Origin of the sequence: Streptomyces kurssanovii, assembly GCF_040677245.1 — a bacterium.
Taxonomy (GTDB): Bacteria; Actinomycetota; Actinomycetes; order Streptomycetales; family Streptomycetaceae; genus Streptomyces; species Streptomyces kurssanovii.
In genome coordinates, this window is the sequence record NZ_JBFAQK010000005.1 from 137,703 (window position 1) to 162,546 (window position 24,844).

The window sequence follows — 24,844 nt, forward strand, 5'->3', positions numbered from 1 at the left end:
GGTCCCGGACCGTCCGGTTCGCCCGTTTCTTTCGACGTAAGGTCGACGCTGCGCAACGCAGTGTTCGAAAGACAATGAGGCCATGGGACGCGGCAAGCTACGGATCTACCTGGGCGCGGCACCGGGCGTCGGCAAGACATACGCGATGCTCTCCGAGGCGCACCGCCGTGCGGAACGCGGTACCGACTGCGTGGTGGCGCTCGTCGAGACGCACGACCGCCCCCGCACCGCGCGCCTGCTGGACGGCCTCACGCAGATCGAACGCCGGGAGATCACCCACCGGGGCGCCCTCTTCACCGAGATGGACATCGACGCCGTACTCGAACGCCGCCCCGCGGTCGCCCTCGTCGACGAACTCGCCCACACCAACGTCCCCGGCTCACGCAACAGCAAGCGCTGGCAGGACGTGGAGGAGCTCCTCGCGGCCGGGACGGACGTCATATCGACCGTCAACATCCAGCATCTGGAGTCGCTCGGCGACGTCGTCGAGACGATCACCGGTGTACGGCAGCGGGAGACCGTCCCCGACGACGTGGTCCGCAGGGCGGACCAGATCGAACTCGTCGACATGGCGCCCCAGGCCCTGCGCCGCCGGATGGCCCACGGCAACATCTACCAGCCGGACAAGGTCGACGCGGCCCTGTCGAACTACTTCCGCCCCGGCAACCTCACCGCGCTGCGCGAGCTGGCCCTCCTGTGGCTCGCCGACCGGGTCGACGAGTATCTCCAGCAGTACCGCGGCGAGCACAACATCCGCTCCACCTGGCAGGCCCGCGAGCGCATCGTCGTCGGCCTCACCGGCGGACCCGAGGGCGGCACCCTCATCCGGCGCGCGGCGCGGCTCGCGGAGAAGGGCGCCGGCGGCGAGGTCCTCGCCGTCTACATCGCCCGCAGCGACGGACTGACGTCCGCCTCGCCCAAGGAACTCGCCGTACAGCGCACCCTCGTCGAAGACGTCGGCGGCACGTTCCACCATGTCATCGGTGACGACGTGCCCTCCGCGCTGCTCGAGTTCGCGCGCGGCGTCAACGCCACCCAGGTCGTGCTCGGCTCCAGCCGACGCAAGGCCTGGCAGTACCTGTTCGGGCCGGGCGTCGGCGCCACCGTCGCCCGCGACTCCGGCCCCGACCTCGACGTCCACATCGTCACCCATGACGAGGCGGGCAAGGGCCGGGGCCTGCCCGGCGCCCGCGGGAGCCGGCTCGGCCGCTCCCGGATCGTCGGCGGCTGGCTGGTCGGCGTGGCCGGCCCGGCCCTGCTCACCTTGCTGCTCACCAGCCTCGAGAACGGGCCGGGACTCGCCAACGACGTCCTGCTCTTCCTCTTCCTGACCGTGATCGCGGCCCTCCTCGGCGGGCTGCTGCCGGCGCTGGCCTCCGCCGCCGTCGGATCGCTGGTGCTGAACTACTTCTTCACCTCGCCGACCCACACCCTCGACATCGCGGAGCCGCGGAACCTCGTCGCCATCGTGATCTTCTTCGCGGTGGGCGTGGCGGTGGCCTCCGTGGTCGACCTCGCCGCGCGCCGCACCCACCAGGCGGCCCGGCTGAAGGCCGAGTCCGAGATCCTCTCGTTCCTCGCCGGCAGCGTCCTGCGCGGCCAGACCGCCCTGGACGCCCTGCTGGAACGGGTGCGGGAGACGTTCGCCATGGAGTCCGTCGCCCTGCTCGAGCGCGAGAGCGACGTCGACCCGTGGACCTGCACGGCGAGCGTCGGCCCCCGGCCCGCGACCCGGCCCGACGACGCGGACGTGGACATGCCGGTCGGCGACCGGATGGCCATGGCGCTCTCCGGTCGGGTGCTGCCCGCCGAGGACCGGCGTGTGCTGGCGGCCTTCGCCACGCAGGCGGCCGTCGTCGTGGACCGGCAGCGGCTGGTGGGGGAGGCGGAGCAGGCGAGAGAGCTCGCCGAGGGCAACCGGATACGCACGGCGCTGCTCGCCGCCGTCAGCCACGACCTGCGTACCCCGCTGGCCGGCATCAAGGCGGCGGTCACCTCGCTGCGGTCCGACGACGTCGCCTGGTCCGAGGAGGACCAGGCCGAGCTGCTGGCCGGCATCGAGGAGGGCGCCGACCGCCTCGACCACCTGGTGGGCAATCTGCTCGACATGTCCCGGCTGCAGACCGGGACCGTCACCCCGCTCATCCGCCAGACGTCGCTCGACGAGGTGATCCCGCTGGCGCTCGTCGGCGTCCCGGCGCAGAGCGTGGAGCTGGACATCCCCGAGTCGCTGCCGATGGTGGCCGTGGACCGCGGGCTGCTCGAGCGGGCCGTGGCCAACATCGTCGAGAACGCCGTCAAGTACAGCCCGGACACCGTCCCCGTCACGGTCGCCGCCAGCTCCCTGGGGCGCCGGGTCGAACTACGGGTCGTCGACCGCGGCGCGGGCGTGCCCGACGAGGCGAAGGAGCGGATCTTTGAACCGTTCCAGCGTTACGGCGACGCCCCACGCGGGGCGGGCGTCGGCCTCGGACTGGCCGTCGCCCGCGGATTCATGGAGGCGATGGGCGGCACGCTGAGCGCGGAGGACACGCCCGGCGGCGGCATGACCATGGTCCTCACCCTCACGGCCGTCTCCGGCCACGGCGCGACCGCGGCAGGCATTACGGCAGAGGCCACATCATGACAGCGCGCCCGAACCCGGCGACCAGCGGTGACAGCAGCAGCCCACACGGGCGGAAAGGCGGGCAGCACATGACCAGGGTGCTCGTGGTCGACGACGAGCCGCAGATAGTACGCGCGCTCGTGATCAACCTGAAGGCACGCAAGTACGAGGTGGACGCGGCCTCCGACGGCGCCGGCGCCCTCGAACTGGCCGCGGCACGCCATCCCGACGTCGTCGTCCTCGACCTGGGGCTGCCCGACATGGACGGGGTCGAGGTGATCAAGGGACTGCGCGGCTGGACGCGCGTCCCGATCCTCGTCCTTTCCGCACGTCACTCCTCCGACGAGAAGGTCGAGGCGCTCGACGCCGGCGCCGACGACTACGTCACCAAGCCCTTCGGCATGGACGAACTCCTCGCCCGGCTGCGCGCCGCGGTCCGCAGGGCGGAGCCCGTCGGCGGCGAGGACGACGTGACCACGGTCGAGACGGAGGGCTTCACCGTCGACATGGCGGCGAAGAAGGTGCACAGGGACGGCCGTGACGTACGCCTCACACCCACCGAGTGGCATCTCCTCGAGGTCCTGGTGCGCAACACCGGGCGCCTCGTGAGCCAGAAGCAGCTGCTCCAGGAGGTCTGGGGCCCCTCGTACGGCACCGAGACGAACTACCTGCGCGTCTACATGGCCCAGCTGCGCCGCAAGCTGGAGGCCGATCCGTCGCATCCCCGGCACTTCGTCACCGAGCCCGGTATGGGATACCGCTTCGAACGTTGATCCGTCCCTGGTGCGGGCCGGTAGGCTTTCTGCATGAGTGCTGTACCCCGTTCCGCCAAGGCGGCGAAGGACGAGACGTCGGCCAGACCGGCCGGCCGCTTCCGGCGCATGCTCGGCCGGCTCTCCAGCTCACAGCAGGACCTCGAGTCCGAGGAGCTCCAGGAGGACGCACAGGCATCGGGGTGTACCCGCATCTGCGACTGCGGCGACCGTCAGATCGTCAGAGTCGCTGGTACGTTGCGCACGGTCACCCTGCGTCCGGTGGCCGGCGTGCCCGCGTTGGAGGCCGAGCTCTTCGACGGCACGGCGCCGCTGGACGTGGTCTGGCTCGGCCGGCGTTCCATCGTCGGCATAGAGCCGGGCCGCAGACTGATCGCCTCCGGCCGGGTCTCCATGAGCCAGGGCCGCCGGGTGCTGTTCAATCCCAAATACGAACTCCGACCACTCGGACAGGAGTAGCCGGTGGCGTCTGTCGACAAGCCGACCCCTACGACCCACGACCAGCAGGACACCGACGCGGATGTGAAGACCGTGACGGAGGCCGCGCTGTTCGAGGCCTTCGGCGGCGTGCGCGGCATGGTGGAGACGGTCCTGCCGGGCCTGCTCTTCGTCTCGATCTACACGATCAACAAGGACCTGCACCTCTCGGCGATCGCGGCCCTCGCCGTCGCCCTGGTGCTCGTCGCCGTCCGGCTGGTCCGCAAGGACACCGTCAAGCACGCCTTCAGCGGCGTCTTCGGCGTGGCCTTCGGTGTCGTGTTCGCGATGATGACCGGCAACGCGAAGGACTTCTACCTGCCGGGCATGCTCTACACGCTCGGCCTGGCACTGGCCTACATCGTGACCACGCTGGCCGGTGTCCCGCTGATCGGCCTGATGCTCGGGCCGGTGTTCAAGGAGAACCTCTCCTGGCGCACCCGCAACCCCGGCCGTAAGAAGGCGTACGCGAAGGCCAGCTGGGCGTGGGGTCTGATCCTCCTCGCCAAGTGCGCGATCCTCTTCCCGTTGTACTGGTGGGCCGACACGACACAGCTCGGCTGGGTCCTGGTCGCGCTGAAGATCCCGCCGTTCCTGCTGGCGGTCTATCTCACCTGGGTCTTCCTGGCGAAGGCCCCGCCGCCCATCGACGTCTTCGCGGAGATGGAAGCGGAGGAACGGGCCGAGGAGGCCCGCAAGCAGGCCGCGGAGCGCGAGGCGTAGACCGCCCGCCGCCCGCGCGGCCATGCCGTGAACGCACCCCGGGGGGCGCGTCCACCCCGGCGAGGGTGGACGCGCCCCCGGGCCGTCACACGGGAAGGGCGGTCAGTCCAGTGGGACCTCACGGCGGACCGACAGCAGGTCCTCCAGCTGTTCCTCCCGGGCCTGTGCCGCCACGAACAGCAACTCGTCGCCCGCCTCGAGCGTCTCCTCGGGGCTCGGCGTCAGCACCCGCGAACCGCGGATGATCGTGACGAGCGAGGTGTCCTCGGGCCACGCCACGTCGCCCACCTGAGTCCCCGCCAGCGCCGACTCCGGCGGCAGCGTCAGCTCGACCAGGTTCGCGTCGCCGTGGCTGAAGCGCAGCAGGCGCACCAGGTCGCCGACGCTCACCGCCTCCTCCACGAGCGCCGACATCAGGCGCGGTGTGGAAACGGCGACATCGACGCCCCAGGACTCGTTGAAGAGCCACTCGTTCTTCGGGTTGTTGACCCGCGCCACCACGCGCGGCACCCCGTACTCGGTCTTCGCGAGCAGCGACACGACGAGGTTGACCTTGTCGTCGCCGGTCGCCGCGATCACCACGTTGCAGCGCTGCAGCGCCGCCTCGTCGAGCGACGTGATCTCGCAGGCGTCGGCCAGCAGCCACTCGGCCTGCGGCACGCGCTCCACCGAGATCGCGGTCGGCGCCTTGTCGATGAGGAGGACCTCGTGCCCGTTCTCCAGAAGTTCGCCCGCGATGGAACGGCCCACCGCACCGGCGCCCGCGATTGCGACACGCATCAGTGACCGCCCTCCTCAGGACCTTCCGTGAAGGCCTCCTCGACCTTCGCGATCTCGTCCGTGCGCATCATCACATGCACAAGATCACCCTCCTGGAGCACGGTCTGCGAGGTCGGCAGGATCGCCTCTCCCAGCCGGGTCAGGAACGCGACCCGTACCCCCGTCTCCTCCTGGAGCCGGCTGACCTTGTGGCCGATCCACGCCGGTGACGTGTAGACCTCGGCCAGCTGGACCCCGCCGCTCGGATCGCGCCACAGCGGCTCCGCGCCCGACGGGAGCAGCCTGCGCAGCATCTGGTCGGCGGTCCAGCGGACGGTGGCGACCGTCGGGATACCGAGACGCTGGTAGACCTCGGCACGCCGGGGGTCGTAGATACGGGCGGCGACGTTCTCGATGCCGAACATCTCGCGTGCCACCCGCGCGGCGATGATGTTGGAGTTGTCGCCGCTGCTGACGGCGGCGAACGCACCGGCGTCCTCGATGCCCGCCTCACGCAGGGTGTCCTGGTCGAAGCCGACCCCGGTGACGCGGCGGCCGCCGAACCCGGATCCCAGACGGCGGAAGGCGGTGGGGTCCCGGTCGACGACGGCGACCGTGTGTCCCTGCTGCTCCAGGGTCTGCGCGAGAGCTGCTCCCACTCGCCCGCATCCCATGATGACGATGTGCACGACCGTCCTTCCGGCTCAATCAGTTGCGGTACAAGCCTTACAAGCCAATACAGGGTCTCAGACCACGGCCCGGACCGGACACGCACGGTCCGCCGAGAGGGCCGGTCGAATGGGAAGCGTTAAGATCCCGCAGGTTGTGCCGCTCTGGTTGGGCCTGGCTCATATCCAGCGCTTACGATCCTCAGCGTGTCCAAACTGACCGACGTTCCCAAACGGATCCTGATCGGCCGGGCGCTGCGCAGTGAAAAGCTGGGGGAGACGCTTCTCCCGAAACGCATCGCCCTCCCCGTCTTCGCCTCCGACCCGCTGTCCTCCGTGGCATACGCGCCGGGCGAAGTGCTGCTGGTCCTTTCCGTCGCCGGTGTGTCGGCGTACCACTTCAGCCCGTGGATCGCGGTCGCCGTCGTGGTGCTGATGTTCACGGTCGTCGCGTCGTACCGGCAGAACGTGCACGCGTATCCCAGCGGCGGCGGCGACTACGAGGTGGCCAACACCAACCTCGGTCCGAAGGCCGGCCTCACCGTCGCCAGCGCCCTGCTCGTCGACTACGTCCTCACCGTCGCCGTCTCCATCTCCTCCGGAGTGGAGAACCTGGGCTCCGCGATCCCGTTCGTCGTCGAGCACAAGGTGCTCTGCGCCATCGGGATAATCGTTCTGCTCACACTGATGAACCTGCGTGGTGTGAAGGAATCGGGCAAGCTCTTCGCCATTCCGACATACGTGTTCGTCGCGGGCGTGTTCATCATGATCGCCTGGGGCGCGTTCAAGGGCATCGTCCTCGACGAATCCATGCGCGCACCGACCGCCGACTACGAGATCAAGCCGGAGCACGAGGGCCTCGCCGGTTTCGCGCTGCTCTTCCTGCTGCTGCGGGCGTTCTCCTCCGGCTGTGCCGCGCTGACCGGCGTCGAGGCCATCAGCAACGGTGTCCCCGCCTTCCGCAAGCCGAAGAGCAGGAACGCGGCGACGACGCTGCTGCTGATGGGCGCCCTGGCCGTCACCATGTTCTGCGGCATCATCGGCCTGGCCATGGCCACCGACGTCAAGATGGCGGAGTTCCCGGCGAAGGACCTGATCGCGAACGGCGTCCCGGTCGGCCCCGACTACGTCCAGAATCCGGTGATCTCGCAGGTCGCGGCCGCCGTCTTCGGCGACGGCACGTTCTTCTTCGTCCTGCTCGCCGCCGCGACCGCGCTGGTGCTGTTCCTCGCGGCGAACACCGCGTACAACGGTTTCCCGCTGCTCGGCTCGATCCTCGCGCAGGACCGCTATCTGCCGCGGCAGCTGCACACCCGTGGTGACCGCCTCGCCTTCTCCAACGGCATCGTGCTGCTGGCGGGCGCCGCGATCCTGCTGGTCTGGGTGTACGGAGCCGACTCGACCAAGCTGATCCAGCTCTACATCGTCGGCGTGTTCGTCTCCTTCACCCTCAGCCAGACCGGCATGGTCCGGCACTGGAACCGGCACCTGAGGACGGAGCGGGACAAGGCCAAGCGCCGCCACATGATCCGTTCGCGGGCCATCAACACCTTCGGCGCGTTCTTCACGGGTCTGGTGCTCGTCGTCGTGCTCGCCACCAAGTTCACCCACGGTGCCTGGGTGGCCCTGCTCGGCATGGTGATCTTCTACGGGACGATGAGCGCGATCCGTAAGCACTACGACCGGGTCGCCGAGGAGATCGCGGCACCGGAGGAGCCGGGCGACGACAGCGTGCGCCCGTCCCGTGTCCACGCGATCGTGCTCGTCTCCAAGGTGCACCGGCCCACCCTGCGCGCCATCGCCTACGCGAAGGCCATGCGCTTCGACCGTCTCGAGGCGATCAGCATCAGCGTCGACCCCGCGGAGACCAAGGCGCTGCAGGCCGAGTGGGAGCGGCGCGGAATCAACGTACCGCTGAAGATCCTCGACTCCCCGTACCGCGAGATCACCCGGCCCATCATCGAGTACGTGAAGGGCCTGCGCCGCGAGAGCCCGCGTGACGTGGTCAGCGTGGTCATCCCGGAGTACGTGGTGGGCCACTGGTACGAGCACGTGCTGCACAACCAGAGCGCGCTGCGGCTCAAGGGCCGGCTGCTGTTCACGCCCGGCGTGATGGTGACCTCGGTGCCGTACCAGCTGGCGTCGTCCGAGGCCGCGAAGCAGCGGGCCAGGAAGCGCCAGGACTGGAACGCCCCGGGCTCCGTGCGGCGCGGTCCGGTCGACCGCCGGCCGAAGGAGCCGAGCGGCAAGGCGTGAGGCACTCCGCGGCGGACGGAGCCGAGCGGCAAGGCGTGAGGCACTCCGCGGCGGACGTAGACTGGTCGGTCGTTGTCCTTTCGCCCGTAGTGCTGCACCCCTTTGATCTCTGGAGTCACCCCACCATGCAGAACGCACCCGAGTCGTCGCTGGTCGGGCAGGAGTACGAGGTCGAGGTCGGCCCGGTCGCACACGGCGGCCACTGCATCGCCCGCACCGAGGAGGGGCGCGTGCTCTTCGTACGGCACACGCTCCCCGGCGAGAAGGTCGTCGCCCGCGTCACCGAGGGCGAGGAGAGCTCCCGTTTCCTGCGCGCCGACGCGGTGCGCGTGCTCGAGCCCTCCAAGGACCGGGTCGAGGCGCCCTGCCCGTACGCCGGTCCGGGCAAGTGCGGCGGCTGCGACTGGCAGCACGCCAAGCCGGGCGCCCAGCGCCGCTTGAAGGGCGAGGTGATCGCCGAGCAGCTCCAGCGTCTCGCGGGCCTCACCCCGGAAGAGGCCGGCTGGGACGGCACCGTCATGCCGGCCGAGGGCGACAAGCTGCCGCCCGGCCAGGTCCCGCAGTGGCGCACCCGCGTCCAGTACGCCATCGACGACGCCGGCCACGTCGGCCTGCGCCGCCACCGCTCGCACGAGGTCGAGCCGATCGAGCACTGCATGATCGCCGCACAGGGCGTGAGCGAGCTCGGCATCGAGGAGCGCCTCTGGGAGGGCATGGCGACCGTCGAGGCCATCGCCGCCTCCGGCTCCGGCGACCGCCAGGTCATCCTCACCCCGCGCCCAGGCGCCCGGCTGCCGCTCGTCGAGCTCGACAAGCCGGTGTCCGTGCTGCGCGTCGACGAGAAGGACGGCGGCGTGCACCGGGTCCACGGCCGCGCCTTCGTGCGCGAGCGCGCCGACGACCGCACCCACCGGGTGGGCAACGGCGGCTTCTGGCAGGTCCACCCGCAGGCCGCCGACACCCTCATGCGCGCCGTGATGCAGGGCCTGCTGCCCCGCAAGGGCGACATGGCGCTCGACCTCTACTGCGGCGTCGGCCTCTTCGCGGGCGCGCTCGCCGACCGGGTGGGCGACAAGGGTGCGGTGCTCGGCATCGAGACCAGCAAGCGCGCGGTGGAGGACGCCCGCCACAACCTCCAGCAGTTCGACCGCGTGCGCGTCGAGCACGGCAAGGTCGAGGCGGTCCTCCCGCGCACGGGCATCGACAGCGTCGACCTCATCGTCCTCGACCCGCCCCGCGCGGGCGCCGGCAAGCAGACGGTCCGCCACCTCGCCGGGCTCGGCGCCCGCCGCATCGCCTACGTGGCCTGCGACCCGGCGGCGCTGGCGCGCGACCTGGCGTACTTCGCCGAGGCGGGCTACAAGCCGCGGACGCTGCGGGCGTTCGACCTGTTTCCGATGACGCATCACGTGGAGTGCGTGGCGATTCTGGAGCCGGTGAAGAAGGACGCCTGACCTGCGCGTCGGGCAGCACCGCAGAACATGAACGGCATCGGTGACAGGATCGGGTATCGGCGAGCAATTCTTGACGCTCGAGGTCAGTCCTAGGACGAGGGTCATCACTCTGCCGACAGCGGCACAACAGTGCTCCGACGCTACTCGCGCCCGTACCCGGAGCGTGGTGGCGTCGGGGCATCGTGCGGGAAATGGGGTGCGATAGAGCTGTTTATCCTGTCAACGCACTTCTTCATGGAGGCCTGATTGCGCCCCGTGTACGCTGAGGTTATGACAGAGAAAGCCGCTTCACCGGTGGGCCCCCTTGTCACTGGTTCCGAGATCGCTCGGCTGGCCGGTGTCACGCGGGCCGCTGTCTCAAATTGGCGGCGGCGCTACGGTGACTTTCCCGCGCAGGCGGGAGGCGCCGTGAACAGTCCGCTCTACGCACTCGCCGACGTCCAGGCTTGGCTGGACAAGCAGCGCAAAGGCCAAGAGGTGTCACCCGAGGTCGAGCTGTGGCAGGCCATGCGGGCTGCGTACGGGGAGCAGATGATCGCGGGCTTGGCCGACGTAGCGGGGATGTTGGCCGGAGCGCAGGCGTCGGAATTGCCGGACGACGTCTCCAGTCGTGTGCGGACACTCGCTGGCACCGAAGCCCCAGTCGACATTGTCAACGGGCTGACCGAACGATTCATGGACTCCGCCAGGCGTGCGGGATCTGAGCAGGTGACCTCCGAGCGCGTGGTGCGGGCTGTGTGCCACTTCGCTCCTGAGCTACCGTCCAACGCCACGATTTTCGATCCCGCTTGCGGGATCGGTGTACTGCTCCTGGCCGTCGCTACGGAAGCGGGAACGGTCTGTCGTGGGCAGGAGATCGACGCCGACAGCGCCCGCTTCGCACAGCTCCGCGCCGACCTCCTAGAACGGTCAGATGTGCGCATCGTCGCGGGCGACTCCCTGCGCGCAGACGAATGGCAAGATCTCACTGCGGACCTGGTCGTCTGCGACCCGCCGGCCGGTGTGACGGAATGGGGACGGGAGGAACTGCTGCTCGACTCCCGCTGGGAACTCGGTACCCCCTCCAAGGCCGAGGGGGAGCTCGCATGGCTCCAACATGCCTATGCGCACACTGAGCCTGGAGGTCATGTTCTCATGGTCATGCCTGCCTCAGTCGCCTACCGCAAGGCAGGCCGCCGTATCCGAGCGGAAGTTGTACGCCGGGGCATCCTGCGACAGGTGATTGCGCTGCCATCAGGGACGGCAACCTCTCATGCTTTGCCCGTTCATCTGTGGTGTCTGCAGCGTCCTGGGATCACGGCAAGCCCGGAGACAAACCACACCGTACGTATGGTCGATCTGACCGACAACAGTCCCGACGGGAGCCTGGAACCGCGTCCCGACCAGGTCGCCGACGTGCCACTGATCGAGCTTCTCGACGACACCGTCGACCTGTCTCCCGGCAGCCGTCTGCGGGTCCTGCATCGCGACTATCCCGGTGAGTACGCCACCCTGCGAAGGGAGCTGGAGGACCAGATCCGCCGACTTGCCGCACTCCTGCCCGAGCTTGCGCCGGGTGGCGGACCGGGCTCACTGGACGGCGCCACCACCAGCGTTGCGGATCTTGCCCGCGCCGGACTTGTCACGTACGACGGTCCGGAACCAGTGTCGGCCAGCGAGCAGCTGGACACGGACTATCTGCAGGGATTTCTGCGAAGCTCCGTCAACGCCCGCCGCTCCACCAGTGCCAGCGGGACCTACCGCCTCGACGGCAGGGGTTCACGCATTCCTCGTATGGGCATCGACGATCAGCGTCGCTATGGGTCCGCCTTCAGAGCCCTGTCCGCCTTCGAGGAGGGCATGCGCAAGGTCGATGAGCTGAGCCGACAGCTCGCCGACGTAGCCCGTGACGGCCTGGCCACGGGTGCCTTGGCACCGGGGGAGTGAGGGCGGGGCGGGTGCCCCATCGGGCCCCCGCCTGGATTGCGCCGGGTGGCCGCTCAAGCGGCGCGTGGCAGGAACGGGCTCGCGGTTCCGCTCCATGACACGCTCAGTGCCTCGCGGGCGCGCGTACAGGCAACGAAGAGAAGGCAGCGTTCCCGGAGCAGGTCGGCGTCGTGCTGCAACGCGTCCGCCTCGCGCGGCGTGATCTCACGTGCGAACGGGACGGCTCCTTCGTTGACACCGAGGACGGAGACTGCCCGGAACTCCAGCCCCTTCATCGCGTGCATGGTCGCCAGCCGCACCCCCTCGGTCCTCTGCGCGGTCTGCCCTTTGACGCGTAGCACCGGGATGCCGGCGGCCTTCAGCTTCTCCTCGGCCGCGTCCAAAGCGAGGTTGAAGCGGGCGCACACCCCGATTTCGTGTGGTGAGAGGCCTTCGTCGAGCAACGATCGGACCCGGTCCACCAGGGCCTCGGTCTCCGCCTGTCTAGTCGCGTACTCCAGTACCTGGGGGCGGCTCCCATGCAGCAGGGAGCGGTACCCGGCCAGCGAGTCCGTTCCCTCTCCCTCGAGTGCGTCGACGACAACAGGTGCGAGGAGCCTCGCCGACCACGAGAGAATCTCTTCCGTGGAACGGTAGTTGACTCGCAACCGGAAGCTACGGCCGACTGTGGCGATACCCAGGGATCCGAGCGAGACCCGGGAGTCGTAGATCCGCTGATGCGGGTCACCCGTGACGAACAGATCGTCGGGCCCTGGGGAGACGGCAGCGCGGAGCACACGCCACTGGGCGGGGTGCAGATCCTGAGCCTCGTCGATGACAACGTGGGCATACGGAGCCGGCTCCCCGGAGAGTACTTCCGCCGCGCGGGCGCAGACCCCGAGGTGAGTGGTCTCCCCTCGGTCGCGCAAAAACTGTTCGAACCGTTCCACACCGCTCCACACCTCGCGACGGCGCGCGGGGCCGAGGCCGGTGCCACGGCCGCGGCGGCTCACGCCGAGATAGGAGTCGAGATCGCGGAGATCCTGGCCGAGTATGACGTGCCGGTACTCCTGGGCCATGAACTGGGCGGTGAACGGCAGATCGAGCTGCTTGACGGCCTTCTCCCAGAGCTGACGCTGCTCCCGGTCGCCGACCGGCTTTGGCGCGGCCCCGGACTTCGTGCGCACGACGCCGTTCGCGTAGGCGTCGACCGTCGTCACATCCACCCGCGCCAGCAGACCCTCGTCCTCGTCGAGGAGAAGGCCGAGCATCTGGCGCAGGCCGGCGGCGAGCGCGTTCGTGTACGTGGTCAAGAGGATGCGGCCGTCCCCACCGCGCCCGAGCAGGTGCTTGACCCGGTGCAGGGCGGCGACCGTCTTACCCGTCCCCGGGGCCGCCCGTGACCTGGACAGGTCCCCCGTACGAGGTGCGGTAGGCCACGCGACGCTGTGACGGGTGGAGAAAGACCCTCCAGGCTTCGAACGGCTTGTCCATGATCTCCTCCAGCTCATCCGCTCCGGTGACCAGGCGGATACGTGCGGAAGTGTTGGCGATCACCGTGGCCAGGTCCTCGACCGGCTCGGCGGGCGCGTCGGCGGGCCGGCGGACGGCGACGACGTCCCGGTACACGTGTTCCGGTGTGAATCCCTCGGCGAGGTACTGCAGCACTTCCAGCTGATCCTCAGGGAGAAGCGTGGCGAACGCGTCCAGCTGGGCCTTGTCCGTCAGGGAACGAGCGGCGCGCAGTACCTGGTCGTCGATGCCGAGATCGCTCAGAGTGCCGTCGGAGACGCCGGCGAACAGCAGCCGGGGAGCGTCGCGTGCGGCCGTCTCGTACAGCGGGGTCAGCTCGTCCAGAGCGACGGCGTCGCGCACCTCCAGGGCCCTGGTCGCAGAGTTCGCGCTGTACAGGCGCTTCGCCGCCCAGGTGTAGGCATCGTCATGCGGCAGGACGTTGACCAGCAGGAACACATCGCTACCGTCATCGGGTGCGAGGACGACACCTCGCCAGAAGTCGGTGATCCGGATGGTGCGCATCCGCGGGTCACGGGCGTTCTGGACGGACTCCAGGTGCAGGCCCTTGTCCGCGTTGAGTTCGGCGGCACTCAGGGCCTGGAACTTCCCCATGGCCTTGCGTACTCCGGCTCGCACCGGCTTCTCCAACGTGTCGTAGCCGTCCCAGAAGCTCTGGGCGAAGGCGAGTCGGGGCATGAGGTCCCTTCCTTCCTGCCTGACGGTGTTTCATGATCATGGATGCGGTGTTGCCCCGGCCAGCCTTCCGGCGATTTCCCGGAGGGCCGAGAGGATCTGTGGTGGTTCCCGGGAGAGGTCAAGGGTGTGCCGGTAAAGCCGCACTCCGTGTCCGTCCTGCCTGGCAGTCGTTCCGCGTACCTCGTGGAAGCGCTCCGGTTGCCGTCCCGCCGCGTACACGAGGTGCGCCTCGCGCAGACCGAGGACCGTCGCGTACGCGAGGGCCTGGTACAGGTCGGCGTTGTGGAGTCCGTCGGCCTTCTCCACCTTGTACTTGGCGTCGACGACGGCGAGCGGAGTGTGGCCGTCGCCGGTGCGTACGACGAGGTCGGGGCGCATCCGCACAAGGCCCGCGGTGTCGAGGTGGTGGGGGTCCTGGAGGCGCGCGTTCAAGCCGTGCTCCCGAAGCGCCTCGCGCAGAGCGACCGTGACGAAGTCCTCGAACAGCTTGTTCATGTCGAGCAGGAAGCCGTCCACGCTGAGGGCGTCGGCCCCGGCCGGCCGGTGTTCCGGGGAGGTGCCGTGCAGGACGGCCTCGGCCAGCCGCAGCGCGGGCTGGTAGCGGGAGTTCAGGCGTGAGGGCTGCCAACGCGGCAGTTGCTGTCCCCGTATCAACGGCCGTGCGTCAGCGAGACGTACGCGCTGATGGGAGAGGCGCCGTCGGACCGGGCCAGGGACTCCCGGCAGCCGCAGCAGCCGATCGGCGGCGGCGTGCAGGATGCGGTTCTCGGCGGTGTCGGCGGTGTACGCGTCGTAGGCGATCTCCACGGGCGGCGTACGGCCGAAGTGCCGCCGGATCTGCTCAGCCTCGCGCAGCCGCCCGCGCACGACCATCCCGGACTCCTCCACTTCCCGGTAGCCCTGGAGGACGCCCTGCCGCAGCGCCGCGTCGATCTGCCGCTCCACGGCGTGCGCGAGGGCGGGGACGACGTCGTCGTACGCGCCGGTGTCGACGGTTCCCTCCCGGCTGTCACGCCAGGCGCGCGCCGGGTCGAGGCTGAAGCCGAGGAGGAAGAACAGCCGGCTCACGGGGGTCTTGGGCGTGATCCGTACAACCGGACCGCCAGGGGTGCGCACAGCGCCGACCCGGCTGCCCGCCCGTAGCAGCCAGTGACCCTCGCGGCCGGGATCAGGAGTCGCGCTCTGCAGGATGCCGGCGTCGGCGAGGGCCCGCCCAGCCTCGACACACAGGGGGACGGAGACCGCGGGCCCGTACTCATGCAGCGTCACATCGAGCAAGGTCATGGGTGCTGCTCGCGGCGCAGCGAGGCGAGGCCGTAGCGGGCGACGACGTCGAGACCCTCTCCGTAGTGGTGCTCCTCGAGCAGCGGGAGGATCTTCGTGCGCCAGGTCCGTTCAAGGCCGCCGTCGCGGTGCACGCCCGGCTTCATCAGATACGAGGGGCCGATGGCGAAGTCCCTGTCGTCGATGCGGGCGTTGAGAGCGTCGAGAAGGTGAGCGGGTTCCAGGTCCCTGCCCTCGCGCTTCAGCCATCGGGCGAGCAGCCCGGCGGTCGGCTCGGCGCGGGGGGAGAGTTCCACGAATGCGAAGCGGCGTCGCATGGCCGCGTCCACCAACGCGATCGACCGGTCGGCGGTGTTCATCGTGCCGATCACGAAGAGGTTGGGGGGCAGCGCGAAGTCGTCCCCGGAGTAGGTGAGACGGACAGACCTCGTCCGGTACTCCAGCAGGAAGTACAGCTCACCGAAGACTTTCGCGAGATTGGCACGGTTGATCTCGTCGATGATCAGGAAGTGCGGGATGTGCCGATTGCCTTCGCGGGAGGCGAGATCGGCGAGCTCCCGGAGCGGGCCCGCCGTCAGCCGGAAGGCCACTTCCCGCGTCTCCGCGTCCTCCACGGGCCGGAACCCCTCGAAAAAGTCCTCGTACGAGTACGACGGATGGAACTGCACGATCTTGACCTGCTCGGGGCCGCCGCCGAAGTGCTCGGCCAGCTTCATCGCCAGATAGGTCTTGCCGGTCCCCGGCGGGCCGTACAGAACCAACTGGCGTTCGTCCGTGAGAAGTTCCCGAATCTCCTCCAACCAGGTCCGGTCGTGGACGAGGAGGTCGGCCGCGAGGGCATCGGTCACGTCCGGCAGCGACAACTCACGCTGTGCCGGCCGCTCGGCGGATTGCCGGGTGCGGACGTGGGTCGCAGTCGGGCCGGTGAGTCCGGTGAGCCCGTCCAGTGCTTCCAGGACGCCGGTCAGGTCGACGACGTCATGCTGCACGGACAGCTTCTGCTGGATTTCCTCCGGTAGTTCCTCGTACGGGTGGCTGTCGTGCTGCCAGGCCACAGCTCGCCGCAGATTGGACAGGCCGTCCGGGGAGGCGGTCTGCACGGCCTCGCCGGTGATCCGTGCGACGTGCAGCCGTCCGTCGCCGATGGTGGCCACCGTGTCACCGACGCGCATCTGGGTCAGGAAGGCGTGCAACTCGTCGACGAGGCCCCGCTTCTGACTGTACGAGGCCGCGCCCTCATACCCGTCCTCGACGAAGCGGCGCAGCATGCTCTTCGTCGGATCGCTTTCCTCCAGCGGCGGCAGATGCGCGCCCGCGAGGGATACCAGCCCCTCCTCCAGCCACAGTTGCCGCACGAGGTTGCGCCCTGAGACGTTGGAGCCCCGCACGAGCCACGCCTTGCGCGGGGCGCGCCAGCCGGTGGTCAGGTAGTCGGCCAGCGGGTGTCCCTCGGCGGTTCGCCAGGACTCCGGGCCGGAAGCGTCGTAGCCGTACACCAGCGCAGCGGCGGCCGAGGAGGAGTTGCACTCGATGTCCCGGGCTGCCACCCATCGCGGTGGTGCCTGCGGCCGTTCGGGATCCGTCGAGGCATCGGCCAGCGCGCCGCTCTCGCGCAGTTCCGCACGGAGGCGGCGTGCGTGGTCGCCGAGCCCGGGCCAGGCTTCGGCGGCGACCACAGAACCTGCCAGCAGGGCGAACTTGTGCGTGCCGTTGCCGCCGAACTCGGTGAGCAGACATCCGCGTGCCTCACCCGCGTCCTTGGGGAGCTTGATGTGGAACTCGGGCGTGCCGGGGAGGCGGTCAGGGTGCGGCATGGGCGACCTTCCGGTTCGGCCTTGGCAAGCGTTGCGGCAACCATACCTGTTGACGTTGTCAATGGAGCACCGATCAGAAGTGGTCCTATATGGTCAGTGTGTTGACGGTGTAAACGTAACTCCCTTACCGTGGCGGTGTACCCGGTCGACTCTTCGGGCGGGACTGGCGCTTGGTGGCCAGAGTGGGGGCGCAATGGGTGGGGATCCAACGGCCGAGGCCGAACGTCGTGCCATCGGAACGGAGTTGCCGTCGGTTATCGCGAGGCTGAAACGCTCGGCATCTCCTGCGGGTGTTGTCAGCCGACGGGCCTTCGCTCTGGAAGCGGCCAGGCTCGGGCTCACGACCGACGAGCAGCAGCGGCGGCTCCGGAACGGGCTGGGAGCACTCGGCCTGCACGTGAAGGCCAAGCGTCAGTCGGCAGTCGTGCGAAGTGCCGACCGGCCTGTGGCGAGCCCCGCCGTGGCGGATGACGACGGTCGGGCATGGCACACCGTCGCTCCGGAGTCCGATCTGGTGCCCTCCGAGGCGGCGAGGCGCTTGGCTCAGGCCCGGCGGATGCTCGCTCGCTACGCGGAGGCCGACGGCACGATCAGCAAGCTCGCTCATGACGGGGTCGTACGGCTGCACGGACTCGGACCCTCCGAAGCGCGTGAGCTGACGGCCGGTTTTCCCATCACTCGCCCCAGGCCGCTCGGTGCAGCGGCCACGCCGGGGGTGCCTGCCAAGACCGTGCCCGCATCCGCTGTGGCGCAGGGCGCCAAGAGTCGACGTGCGCTTTCAGTCCGGGACGAGGGGCTCACGGACGCCGTCCGCGCGGCCCGGACTGTGCTGGAAGAGGACCGATGGCGACGGAACCTGGGCACGAGGCTGCTCAGGGCGGAGGAGGAAGTGGGGCTCGCCGTTCTCCTCCGGGGTGGTGTCGGCGGACTCGAGCGCGACGTGCCGGCAGAGGAGATCGCATCGCTTCCCTGCGGCAGCGAGCAGCGAAGGGCTCACGAGTGCCTCGTCCTGCACAACCAGCGGCTCGTGTGGAAGATCGCCCAGCACTACCAGGGCCGCGGCCTGGACATCGAGGACATCGTCCAGCACGGCACCATCGGACTGATGCGCGCGGTCCGCAAGTTCGATGCCACCAAGGGCTTCAAGCTGTCGACCTACGCGACGTGGTGGGTCAAGCAGTCCATCACGCGGGCCATCGCCGATGAGGGCACCCTCATCCGACTGCCTGTGCACGTACACGAAAAGGTCAGCAAGGTCGCCGTCGCTGAGCGCAAGCTGCTCGGTGAAGGCCGTGCCAGAACCGTCGACAACGTGGCCTTCGTGAGCGGTCTGACCTTCGCCGAGGTTGAACAGGTGCGCAGGATAAGCCGGCCCACCGACTCTCTGGACCGGATCATCGGCGACGACACCGCTCTCGGTGACCTGGTCATCGGACCGAGCCGACTCCCCGGACCCCTCACGGTGGTGCTCCGCAATGAGCTTCAGGCATGCCTGAGGCACGTACTTGGGCACCTCTCCGAGCGCGAACGGCACGTCCTCGTCCGGCGCACCGGTCTCGACGGCGACGAGCCGGACACCCTGGAAGACCTCGGAACTGTCTTCGGTGTCACCCGTGAACGAATCCGCCAGGTCGAATCCAAGGCCAAGGCGAAGTTCCGTGGCCAGCTCATCCGCCACCGGATGTTGCCATCACACCTGTAGACCGGCCGCATCGCACGATCTGCCTGCCTTGCCCTCTCCATGCCTTAACTCGACCTCAAGGAACCGCCCATGGACCCGCGCCAGGAGCTGGTCGACTACCTCACCCGCCAGCTCGTCGGACCCGCCGGTGATGACCACGAGGTTCTCGACGCGCCGCCCGACCGGCAGTACCTCATGGGGACGCTCTACCCCCAACAGGCTGATCTCCAGAGGCAGCTCGCCCTCGCGGCCGAGGACCCCGATGCGCCTGGTGCCGAACCCGCCGCCCCCGACGTGGACCCGGCCCCCGACCCGGTGCCGGAGGCGAACAGCTGGCTGCCCGCCTCGCTCGGCCTCAGCTTCTACACGGACGCCGCTCACATCGAAGTGACCTGCGCCGCCGCCCGTTACGAGACCCAGAGGAACGAACCCGGCCGCGGGCGGCGCTGGCAGCGCGTCCCCCTCACGTCCGAGACACACAAGATCGGCCCTGAGCGGGACGAGGTGGCCGTCCTCGACGACCGCGCGAAGATCCAGGTCACCCGCCGCTCCTACGGCGACGGCACGCTCGTCACCGTGGCCCTGGTCAACGAGAAGCGCCACGACGGCTCCGACGGCAAGGCTCCGAGCTGGGACGACATGCTGTTCCAGTGCGAGCTCACCGTCCGTCCCGCCGACGGTGCCGTGCTGCCCTACCCCAGCGTCCGGCTCGCCAGCCGCGACCCCGAGGAACGCGAACTGCGCCTGCAGTACCGGCACGTCGTCACCCACGCCGTCGGCCACGGTTGCGCGGTCCGTGAAGACCGCTGCGAGGACGATGCCGTCGCCCTGCTCGTCTGTGAAGCCATGCCCCGCGCCGAGGTGCCCGCCATCCGCGCCGGGGGACCGCTCGACGCCCCCGCGCTCACGATCGCCCACCTGGCGGACCCGGGCGTGTCCCGTGACCAGCTCCGTGAAGAACTGGCCGAGTTCGCCGCTTCCTACCGTGCCTGGTACGTGGGCCAGCGATCCGTCGAGGTACCCGCCTGGGGGCGGGAAGCCGCCGAGCGCATCCTCGAACGCGTCCGCCAGGCAGTCACCCGCATCGAGGCGGGCGTGCGCACCCTGTGTGACCCGAACCGCCCCGACGTCCTCGCCGCGTTCCGCATCGCCCAGCGGGCCATGCTGCTGCAGATGCGGCACTCCGCCCCCGACCAGGCCGGCCTGCGACGCCGCCGGTCGGACCCCGTGGCCATCGACCCGCCCGTCGACCCCGAGGCCACCTGGCGTCCCTTCCAGCTCGCCTACTTCCTTCTCGCCCTCGACGGCGTCGCCGACCCGGACCACCGCGACCGCGGGACCACCGACCTGATCTGGTTCCCCACCGGCGGTGGCAAGACCGAGGCGTATCTCCTCCTGGCCGCCTTCACCATCGCCCTGCGCCGTATCCGCGGCGAAGGCGACGGCACGACCGTCCTCAGCCGATACACCCTCAGCCTGCTCACCACCCAGCAGTTCCAGCGGGCCGCCACCACAATCTGCGCCCTGGAGCACCTGCGTCGCACCGAACCCGCGCTCGGTCTCGGCGGCGAGCCGATCACCGTCGGCCTGTGGGTCGGCGACACCACCACTCCCAACAGCTTCCTGGCGGCCAAAATCGCCTTCGACGAGCAGCGCGAGGCCACCCACCCCGAGGACGTGTTCATCCTCGACCGCTGCCCGTGGTGCGGCACCCGCATCCTGCCGGCGAACCGGTCCAGCATGCGATCCGACTACGGAGTCCGTGCCGACACGGACGACTTCGCATTCCACTGCACCCGCGACGAGTGCGATTTCCACGACGTCCTGCCGGTCGCCGTCGTCGACCAACACCTCTACAAGGATCCGCCGACCTTCGTCCTCGGCACCGTCGACAAGTTCGCCCGGCTCGCCTGGGAACCGTCCTCCGGTCGGCTCTTCGGCGCCGGCACGGCCACCCCGCCCCCGTCGCTGATCATCCAGGATGAGCTGCACCTGCTCACCGGACCGCTCGGCACCACCGTCGGCCTCTACGAGTCGGCAATCCTCGAACTGTGCACCGACGCGAAGGGCAGGCCGCCCAAGATCGTCGCCGCCACGGCCACCATCCGGCGCTCGGCCGAACAAGTCCGGGCTCTCCACCACCAGGACGTGCAGCTCTTCCCGCCGTCCGGGCTCGACGCCCGCGACAGCTTCTTCGCCGTCCCCGACAGCGGCCGGCCCGGCCGTCTCTACCTCGGCGTGATGGCCCAGGGCCACACGGCGGGCCGCGGCGCGGTCGCCACCACGGCCGCGATGCTCCAGGGTGTCCATCAGCTTCCCGAGGAACACCGCGACGACTACTGGACCCTTGTCGCCTACCACCACAGCCTGCGGGAGCTCGGTCGGACCGTCACCGCCGCCGGCGACGACATCCCGGCCCAGCTCCGAGGCCTCGACCAGGGCGCGGGCGTGCGCCTGCTCGGCGACGGCGACGTACAGGAACTGACCAGCAACCTGAAGCGCGCCGAGCAGCCCATCCTGCTCGACCGCCTCGAAAAGCCGTGGACCGATCCCCGGTCCGTCTCCTTCCTGCCGTGCACCAACATGCTCTCCGTCGGTGTCGACGTGAAGCGGCTCGCCTACATGCTCATGCAGGGGCAGCCCAAGACCACCGCCGAGTACATCCAGGCCACCAGCCGCGTCGGCCGCCATCAAGTGCCAGGACTCGTCGTGACCTACTTCAACGCCACCCGCCCGCGCGACCGGTCCCACTACGAGACCTTCCTGGACTACCACCGGGCGCTCTACCGCTACGTGGAACCCGCCAGCATCACCCCTTGGTCCCTGCCCGCCCGACGCCGCGCCCTGCATGCCGCGCTCGTCGTCCTCGTACGCCACCGGCTCGGCCTGGCCGCGGAGAACCAGGCAGGACACATCACCGCCCACCGGGACGAAACCGAGCGGATCGCCGACGCTCTTGCCGAGCGGGCCGCGACCGCGGAGAGCGGTGCCACGGGAGCCGGGTCCGACGCCGTGCGCGCCGATGTCCGCACAGAACTCGGATACCTACTGGAGGACTGGTACCGGCAGGCCACGACGGCAGCCGCCGAGGGCAAGGACCTCTACTACCGCAGCCAGGGCAAGGGCCAGTACAACCTGCTGAAGGGCTTCGAGCAGCGCTACGGCCTGTGGGAGACCCTCAACTCCATGCGCAGCGTCGACCGGGAATGCCAGATCACCGTGACGGGGGCAGGACAGTGAAGCGCAAACTGAGGGTCCGCCAGGCACAGACCGTGCTGCCGTTCGGCGTGGGCGCCGTCCTCGACGTCCAAGGCGAGTCCTTCGTCGCCGCCGGCATCGGATCCTGGCCGCAGCTCAAGACCCCCGTCGTCTCGGAGAGGCTCGCCACGCGGCTCGGCGTGACGGGATTCTTCGCCGCCCCCCACACCCTCAACGACCGCTATGACCAGGCCGACAGGCCGGGCGTGCCGTACGTCCGCTTTCCCGGCTGGCTGTTCTGCGGAGCGTGCCGGACCATGGTGCGCTTCCTGCGCGAGCACGAGAAGTCCGGTGAACCGCCTGTCTGCACCTCGTGCGCTGCCGGGCCGCGCCTCACCCCGATGCGCTTCGTCCGCATCTGCCCGGACGGGCATCTGGACGACATCGACTGGTGGTACTGGGCCCACTCGCACCTTGCGCCCGCGCAGCGGGCCGCCTGTTCCGAGGCGGACAACGCCTGGAAGGCCCGCCGCCTCAGCTTCCGCGTCGCCGACCGCGCCTCCGGGCTCGAAGCGCTCTCGGTGCGCTGCCAAGCGACCGGGGCGGGCGGCAAACCCTGCGGCGCCCAGCGTGACCTGCTCGACATCCTCGGACCTCAAGGCGGACGCTGCTCCGGCCGCAACCCCTGGCAGCGATGGAGCGAGCACGCCTCCTGCGGCCAACAGGTGCACAACGTGCAGCGCACCGCCGGCAACGTCTACTACCCGCTCGTCTACTCGGCCCTGGACATCCCCCAGTCCGCCGAACCCCCGCGGGCGGAACTGAACACGGCGGACACCGTCCTCGGTCACCCGTACTGGCCGATCCTGCTCGACGCCCTCGGCACGGATCGAGCCGACCTCTTCCGCAACATGATCAAATCCGACACTGAAGCGCCCGACACCCTCATCGACCAACTGCTCTCAGAGGCCACGGGTGCCCCCGCGCCACGCGCCGGAGCGCCCCAGGCCGACAAGCTCGACCTGAGCCGCGACGAGTGGTACGCCTTCGACGCCGTCCAGCTCCCGGAACCCACAGCGGAGTTCGCGATCCGCCGCAGCGGACTCGGTCTCGACGGCGAGACCGAAGAACCCTGGGCCACCCTCGACACACACGTCGGCAGCGTCGTCCTCGTCGACCGCCTCCGCGAGGTACGGGCTCTGACCGGGTTCCGCCGTCACTCGCCGCACGGCACCCTCGTGCCCGCCGACACCAGCGGGCGTCTGCGCTGGCTGCCCGCGACCGAGGTGTACGGCGAGGGCATCGTCCTCACCCTCGACGAGCAGCGCCTGGCCGCCTGGGAGAGCGACCCCCGCGTCCGGTCCCACGTCCAGGGCGTCCGAGCGGACCTCGACGTGTCGTTCCGAGACGAACAGCTCGCCGAGACCGCCGGCAGTGAACTCTCCCCCCGCTTCCTCCTCCTGCACACCCTCGCCCACCTGCTCATCCGCCAGCTCTCGTTCGACTCCGGCTACACCACTGCCAGCCTGCGCGAGCGCGTGTACGGGCGCCCCGAGTACGGCCAGCACGGCCTGCTGATCTACACCGCCGCAGGCGACGCGGAAGGCACCCTTGGCGGCCTCGTCCGGCAGGGAGAGGCACCGCGGTTCGCCGAGACGCTCATCCGGATGCTGGAAGCGGCCGCCTGGTGCTCGGCCGACCCGCTGTGCGCCGAGCACACCGGCCAGGGCTTCGGCAACCTCAACCGGGCCGCCTGCCACGCCTGCACCCTGCTGCCCGAGACGAGCTGCCAGACCGGCAACACCCTCCTCGACCGTGCCCTGGTCGTCGGCTCCGCCCGCGTCCCCGGCTACTTCACCGACGTCCTCACCGCGAGCCGCGAGTACGCGGCCGCCGCCACCGCCCTGGGATGACGCCCATGACCACCGCGAACGCCCCCGTTCTCCACCCCGACCTCACCCCGGCGCAGCGCGACTGCCTGGACTCTCTGCCGCTGACCGGCCACCACGTCGTCAGCGGCCCGCCCGGCAGCGGCAAGAGCCTGCTCGCCGCACACCGCGCCGTCCACCTCGCCCTCACCGGACGTCCCACCCTGCTGCTGTCCCGCTCCAACCTTCTGCGCCAGCTCCTGCACGGGATGCTCCAGGGACTCACGGTCCCAGGCGCGCCCGCCGTGGCGTCCACCGTCCACAGCTGGGTCCTGCGCCGGTTCGGGCGTGACGCCCCGTCCACCGAGGACGGCTGGTTCGACTGGACGGCCCTCACGCATCGGGCCGCAGCGACCTTCGGGAACGGAGATCCCTCCACACCGCACCTCGTCGTCGACGAGGGCCAGGACCTGCCGCCCGCCTTCTACCGCGTGGCCCGCCTGGCTGCCGCATCCGTCACCGTGTTCGCCGACGAGTGCCAGCGCCTCACCGAGACGAACTCCACCCTCACCGAGATCGCCGACGCCCTCGGTCGTGCCACGGGACGTGTGGACATCGCCGGCAATCATCGCAACACACGTGAGATCGCCTCTCTGGCCGAACACTTCCGCACCGGCGGCCCCCAGCCCGAGATACCGCTGCGCAGCGGCGTCCTCCCCGTCCTGCGCCACTACTCGGGCAGCCAGGACCTCGCCGAGGACGTCGTCACCATGGCGGCCCGGCAGCCGCGGCACCGCATCGGCGTCATCGTCGGCTCCCTCCGCACGGCGGCCGATCTGATGCGGCGCCTGGAACGGGCGGGCCTCGCCCAGGAGCCCCAGCTCTACAGCTCGGCGGCCTCCGCCGGCCGCTACCGCGACCTCGACCTCGCTCGCCCCGGCGTGGTCGTCGTCCACCGTGCCAGCGCCAAGGGCCTCGACTTCGACACCGTCGTCGTACCCGACTGCGAGACCGACGCCGACAACGACCCCACTGCAGCCGCCCTGCGCATGGCCTATTACGTCATGATCACCCGCGCCCGTGAGCGGCTGGTGCTGGGCTGGCAGGGCAGTGGGCTGCCGCGGCACCTGGAGAGGCTGGGCGGTTGGGTGGTGACGAAGTGAGAGGT

At 69.7% G+C, this 24,844-nt stretch carries 15 protein-coding genes and 1 pseudogene; 11 read left to right on the forward strand and 5 right to left on the reverse strand.

Features of this window, described 5'->3' with window-relative positions:
* Positions 1 to 82: 82 nt before the first annotated feature.
* The 4 genes from AB0K36_RS06525 to AB0K36_RS06540 all read left to right on the forward strand — a co-directional run bounded on the left by AB0K36_RS06525 (position 83) and on the right by AB0K36_RS06540 (position 4,578).
* Entirely contained in the window at positions 83 to 2,626 is a 2,544-nt protein-coding gene (locus AB0K36_RS06525; protein WP_364589130.1) for a DUF4118 domain-containing protein, read from the forward strand.
* Positions 2,627 to 2,694: 68 nt separating this feature from the next.
* Positions 2,695 to 3,378: a response regulator gene (locus tag AB0K36_RS06530; protein ID WP_189474745.1), complete on the forward strand. Its 684-nt coding sequence runs from the start codon at positions 2,695 to 2,697 to the stop codon at positions 3,376 to 3,378.
* Positions 3,379 to 3,411: 33 nt separating this feature from the next.
* A complete protein-coding gene (locus AB0K36_RS06535) occupies positions 3,412 to 3,837 on the forward strand; it encodes an OB-fold nucleic acid binding domain-containing protein (RefSeq protein WP_364589133.1) in 426 nt (141 codons plus the stop codon).
* 3 nt (positions 3,838 to 3,840) lie between these two features.
* Positions 3,841 to 4,578, forward strand: a complete 738-nt coding sequence (locus AB0K36_RS06540) for a DUF3159 domain-containing protein (RefSeq protein ID WP_005310938.1) — start codon at positions 3,841 to 3,843, stop codon at positions 4,576 to 4,578.
* Positions 4,579 to 4,680: 102 nt separating this feature from the next.
* Here the strand turns inward: AB0K36_RS06540 and AB0K36_RS06545 are convergent, their stop codons facing one another.
* Together AB0K36_RS06545 and AB0K36_RS06550 are read right to left on the reverse strand one after the other, a co-directional pair.
* Complete coding sequence (locus AB0K36_RS06545) at positions 4,681 to 5,358, reverse strand: potassium channel family protein (protein ID WP_189474752.1); 678 nt, start codon at positions 5,356 to 5,358, stop codon at positions 4,681 to 4,683.
* The gene (locus tag AB0K36_RS06550; RefSeq protein ID WP_159686004.1) at positions 5,358 to 6,026 is read right to left on the reverse strand and encodes a potassium channel family protein; all 669 of its coding nucleotides are present in this window, start codon (positions 6,024 to 6,026) and stop codon (positions 5,358 to 5,360) included. Before AB0K36_RS06550 ends, AB0K36_RS06545 begins: the two co-directional genes overlap by 1 nt.
* Before the next feature lie 186 nt (positions 6,027 to 6,212).
* Here AB0K36_RS06550 and AB0K36_RS06555 point away from each other — a divergent pair, with 186 nt between their 5' ends.
* The 3 genes from AB0K36_RS06555 (at position 6,213) to AB0K36_RS06565 (ending at position 11,641) form a co-directional block, all read left to right on the forward strand.
* Entirely contained in the window at positions 6,213 to 8,261 is a 2,049-nt protein-coding gene (locus AB0K36_RS06555) for an APC family permease (RefSeq protein WP_364589138.1), read from the forward strand.
* Between the two features lie 125 nt (positions 8,262 to 8,386).
* The gene (locus tag AB0K36_RS06560; protein WP_364589141.1) at positions 8,387 to 9,715 is read left to right on the forward strand and encodes a class I SAM-dependent RNA methyltransferase; all 1,329 of its coding nucleotides are present in this window, start codon (positions 8,387 to 8,389) and stop codon (positions 9,713 to 9,715) included.
* Between the two features lie 270 nt (positions 9,716 to 9,985).
* Positions 9,986 to 11,641 carry an N-6 DNA methylase gene (locus AB0K36_RS06565; RefSeq protein WP_364589144.1) on the forward strand — a complete coding sequence of 552 codons (1,656 nt, stop codon included), beginning with the start codon at positions 9,986 to 9,988 and terminating at the stop codon, positions 11,639 to 11,641.
* 53 nt (positions 11,642 to 11,694) lie between these two features.
* Here the strand turns inward: AB0K36_RS06565 and AB0K36_RS06570 are convergent.
* From AB0K36_RS06570 to AB0K36_RS06580, 3 genes and pseudogenes are all read right to left on the reverse strand, one after another.
* Positions 11,695 to 13,831: pseudogene (locus tag AB0K36_RS06570) on the reverse strand (UvrD-helicase domain-containing protein).
* Positions 13,832 to 13,867: 36 nt separating this feature from the next.
* Positions 13,868 to 15,115 (reverse strand): McrC family protein, encoded by a 1,248-nt coding sequence (locus tag AB0K36_RS06575; protein ID WP_364589147.1) that lies wholly within the window; start codon positions 15,113 to 15,115, stop codon positions 13,868 to 13,870.
* Positions 15,112 to 16,929, reverse strand: a complete 1,818-nt coding sequence (locus AB0K36_RS06580) for a DUF4357 domain-containing protein (RefSeq protein WP_364589150.1) — start codon at positions 16,927 to 16,929, stop codon at positions 15,112 to 15,114. The genes AB0K36_RS06575 and AB0K36_RS06580 overlap by 4 nt, the downstream gene beginning before the upstream one ends.
* Positions 16,930 to 17,122: 193 nt before the next feature.
* Between AB0K36_RS06580 and AB0K36_RS06585 the strand changes: the two genes are divergently transcribed.
* From AB0K36_RS06585 to AB0K36_RS06600, 4 genes are all read left to right on the forward strand, one after another.
* Complete coding sequence (locus AB0K36_RS06585) at positions 17,123 to 18,631, forward strand: sigma-70 family RNA polymerase sigma factor (RefSeq protein ID WP_364589153.1); 1,509 nt, start codon at positions 17,123 to 17,125, stop codon at positions 18,629 to 18,631.
* 69 nt (positions 18,632 to 18,700) lie between these two features.
* Positions 18,701 to 21,850 carry a helicase-related protein gene (locus tag AB0K36_RS06590; RefSeq protein ID WP_364589156.1) on the forward strand — a complete coding sequence of 1,050 codons (3,150 nt, stop codon included), beginning with the start codon at positions 18,701 to 18,703 and terminating at the stop codon, positions 21,848 to 21,850.
* Positions 21,847 to 23,721, forward strand: a complete 1,875-nt coding sequence (gene drmB / locus AB0K36_RS06595; RefSeq protein WP_364589159.1) for a DrmB family protein — start codon at positions 21,847 to 21,849, stop codon at positions 23,719 to 23,721. Before AB0K36_RS06590 ends, drmB begins: the two co-directional genes overlap by 4 nt.
* Before the next feature lie 5 nt (positions 23,722 to 23,726).
* The gene (locus AB0K36_RS06600; protein ID WP_364589162.1) at positions 23,727 to 24,839 is read left to right on the forward strand and encodes a DEAD/DEAH box helicase; all 1,113 of its coding nucleotides are present in this window, start codon (positions 23,727 to 23,729) and stop codon (positions 24,837 to 24,839) included.
* Positions 24,840 to 24,844 lie beyond the last annotated feature (5 nt).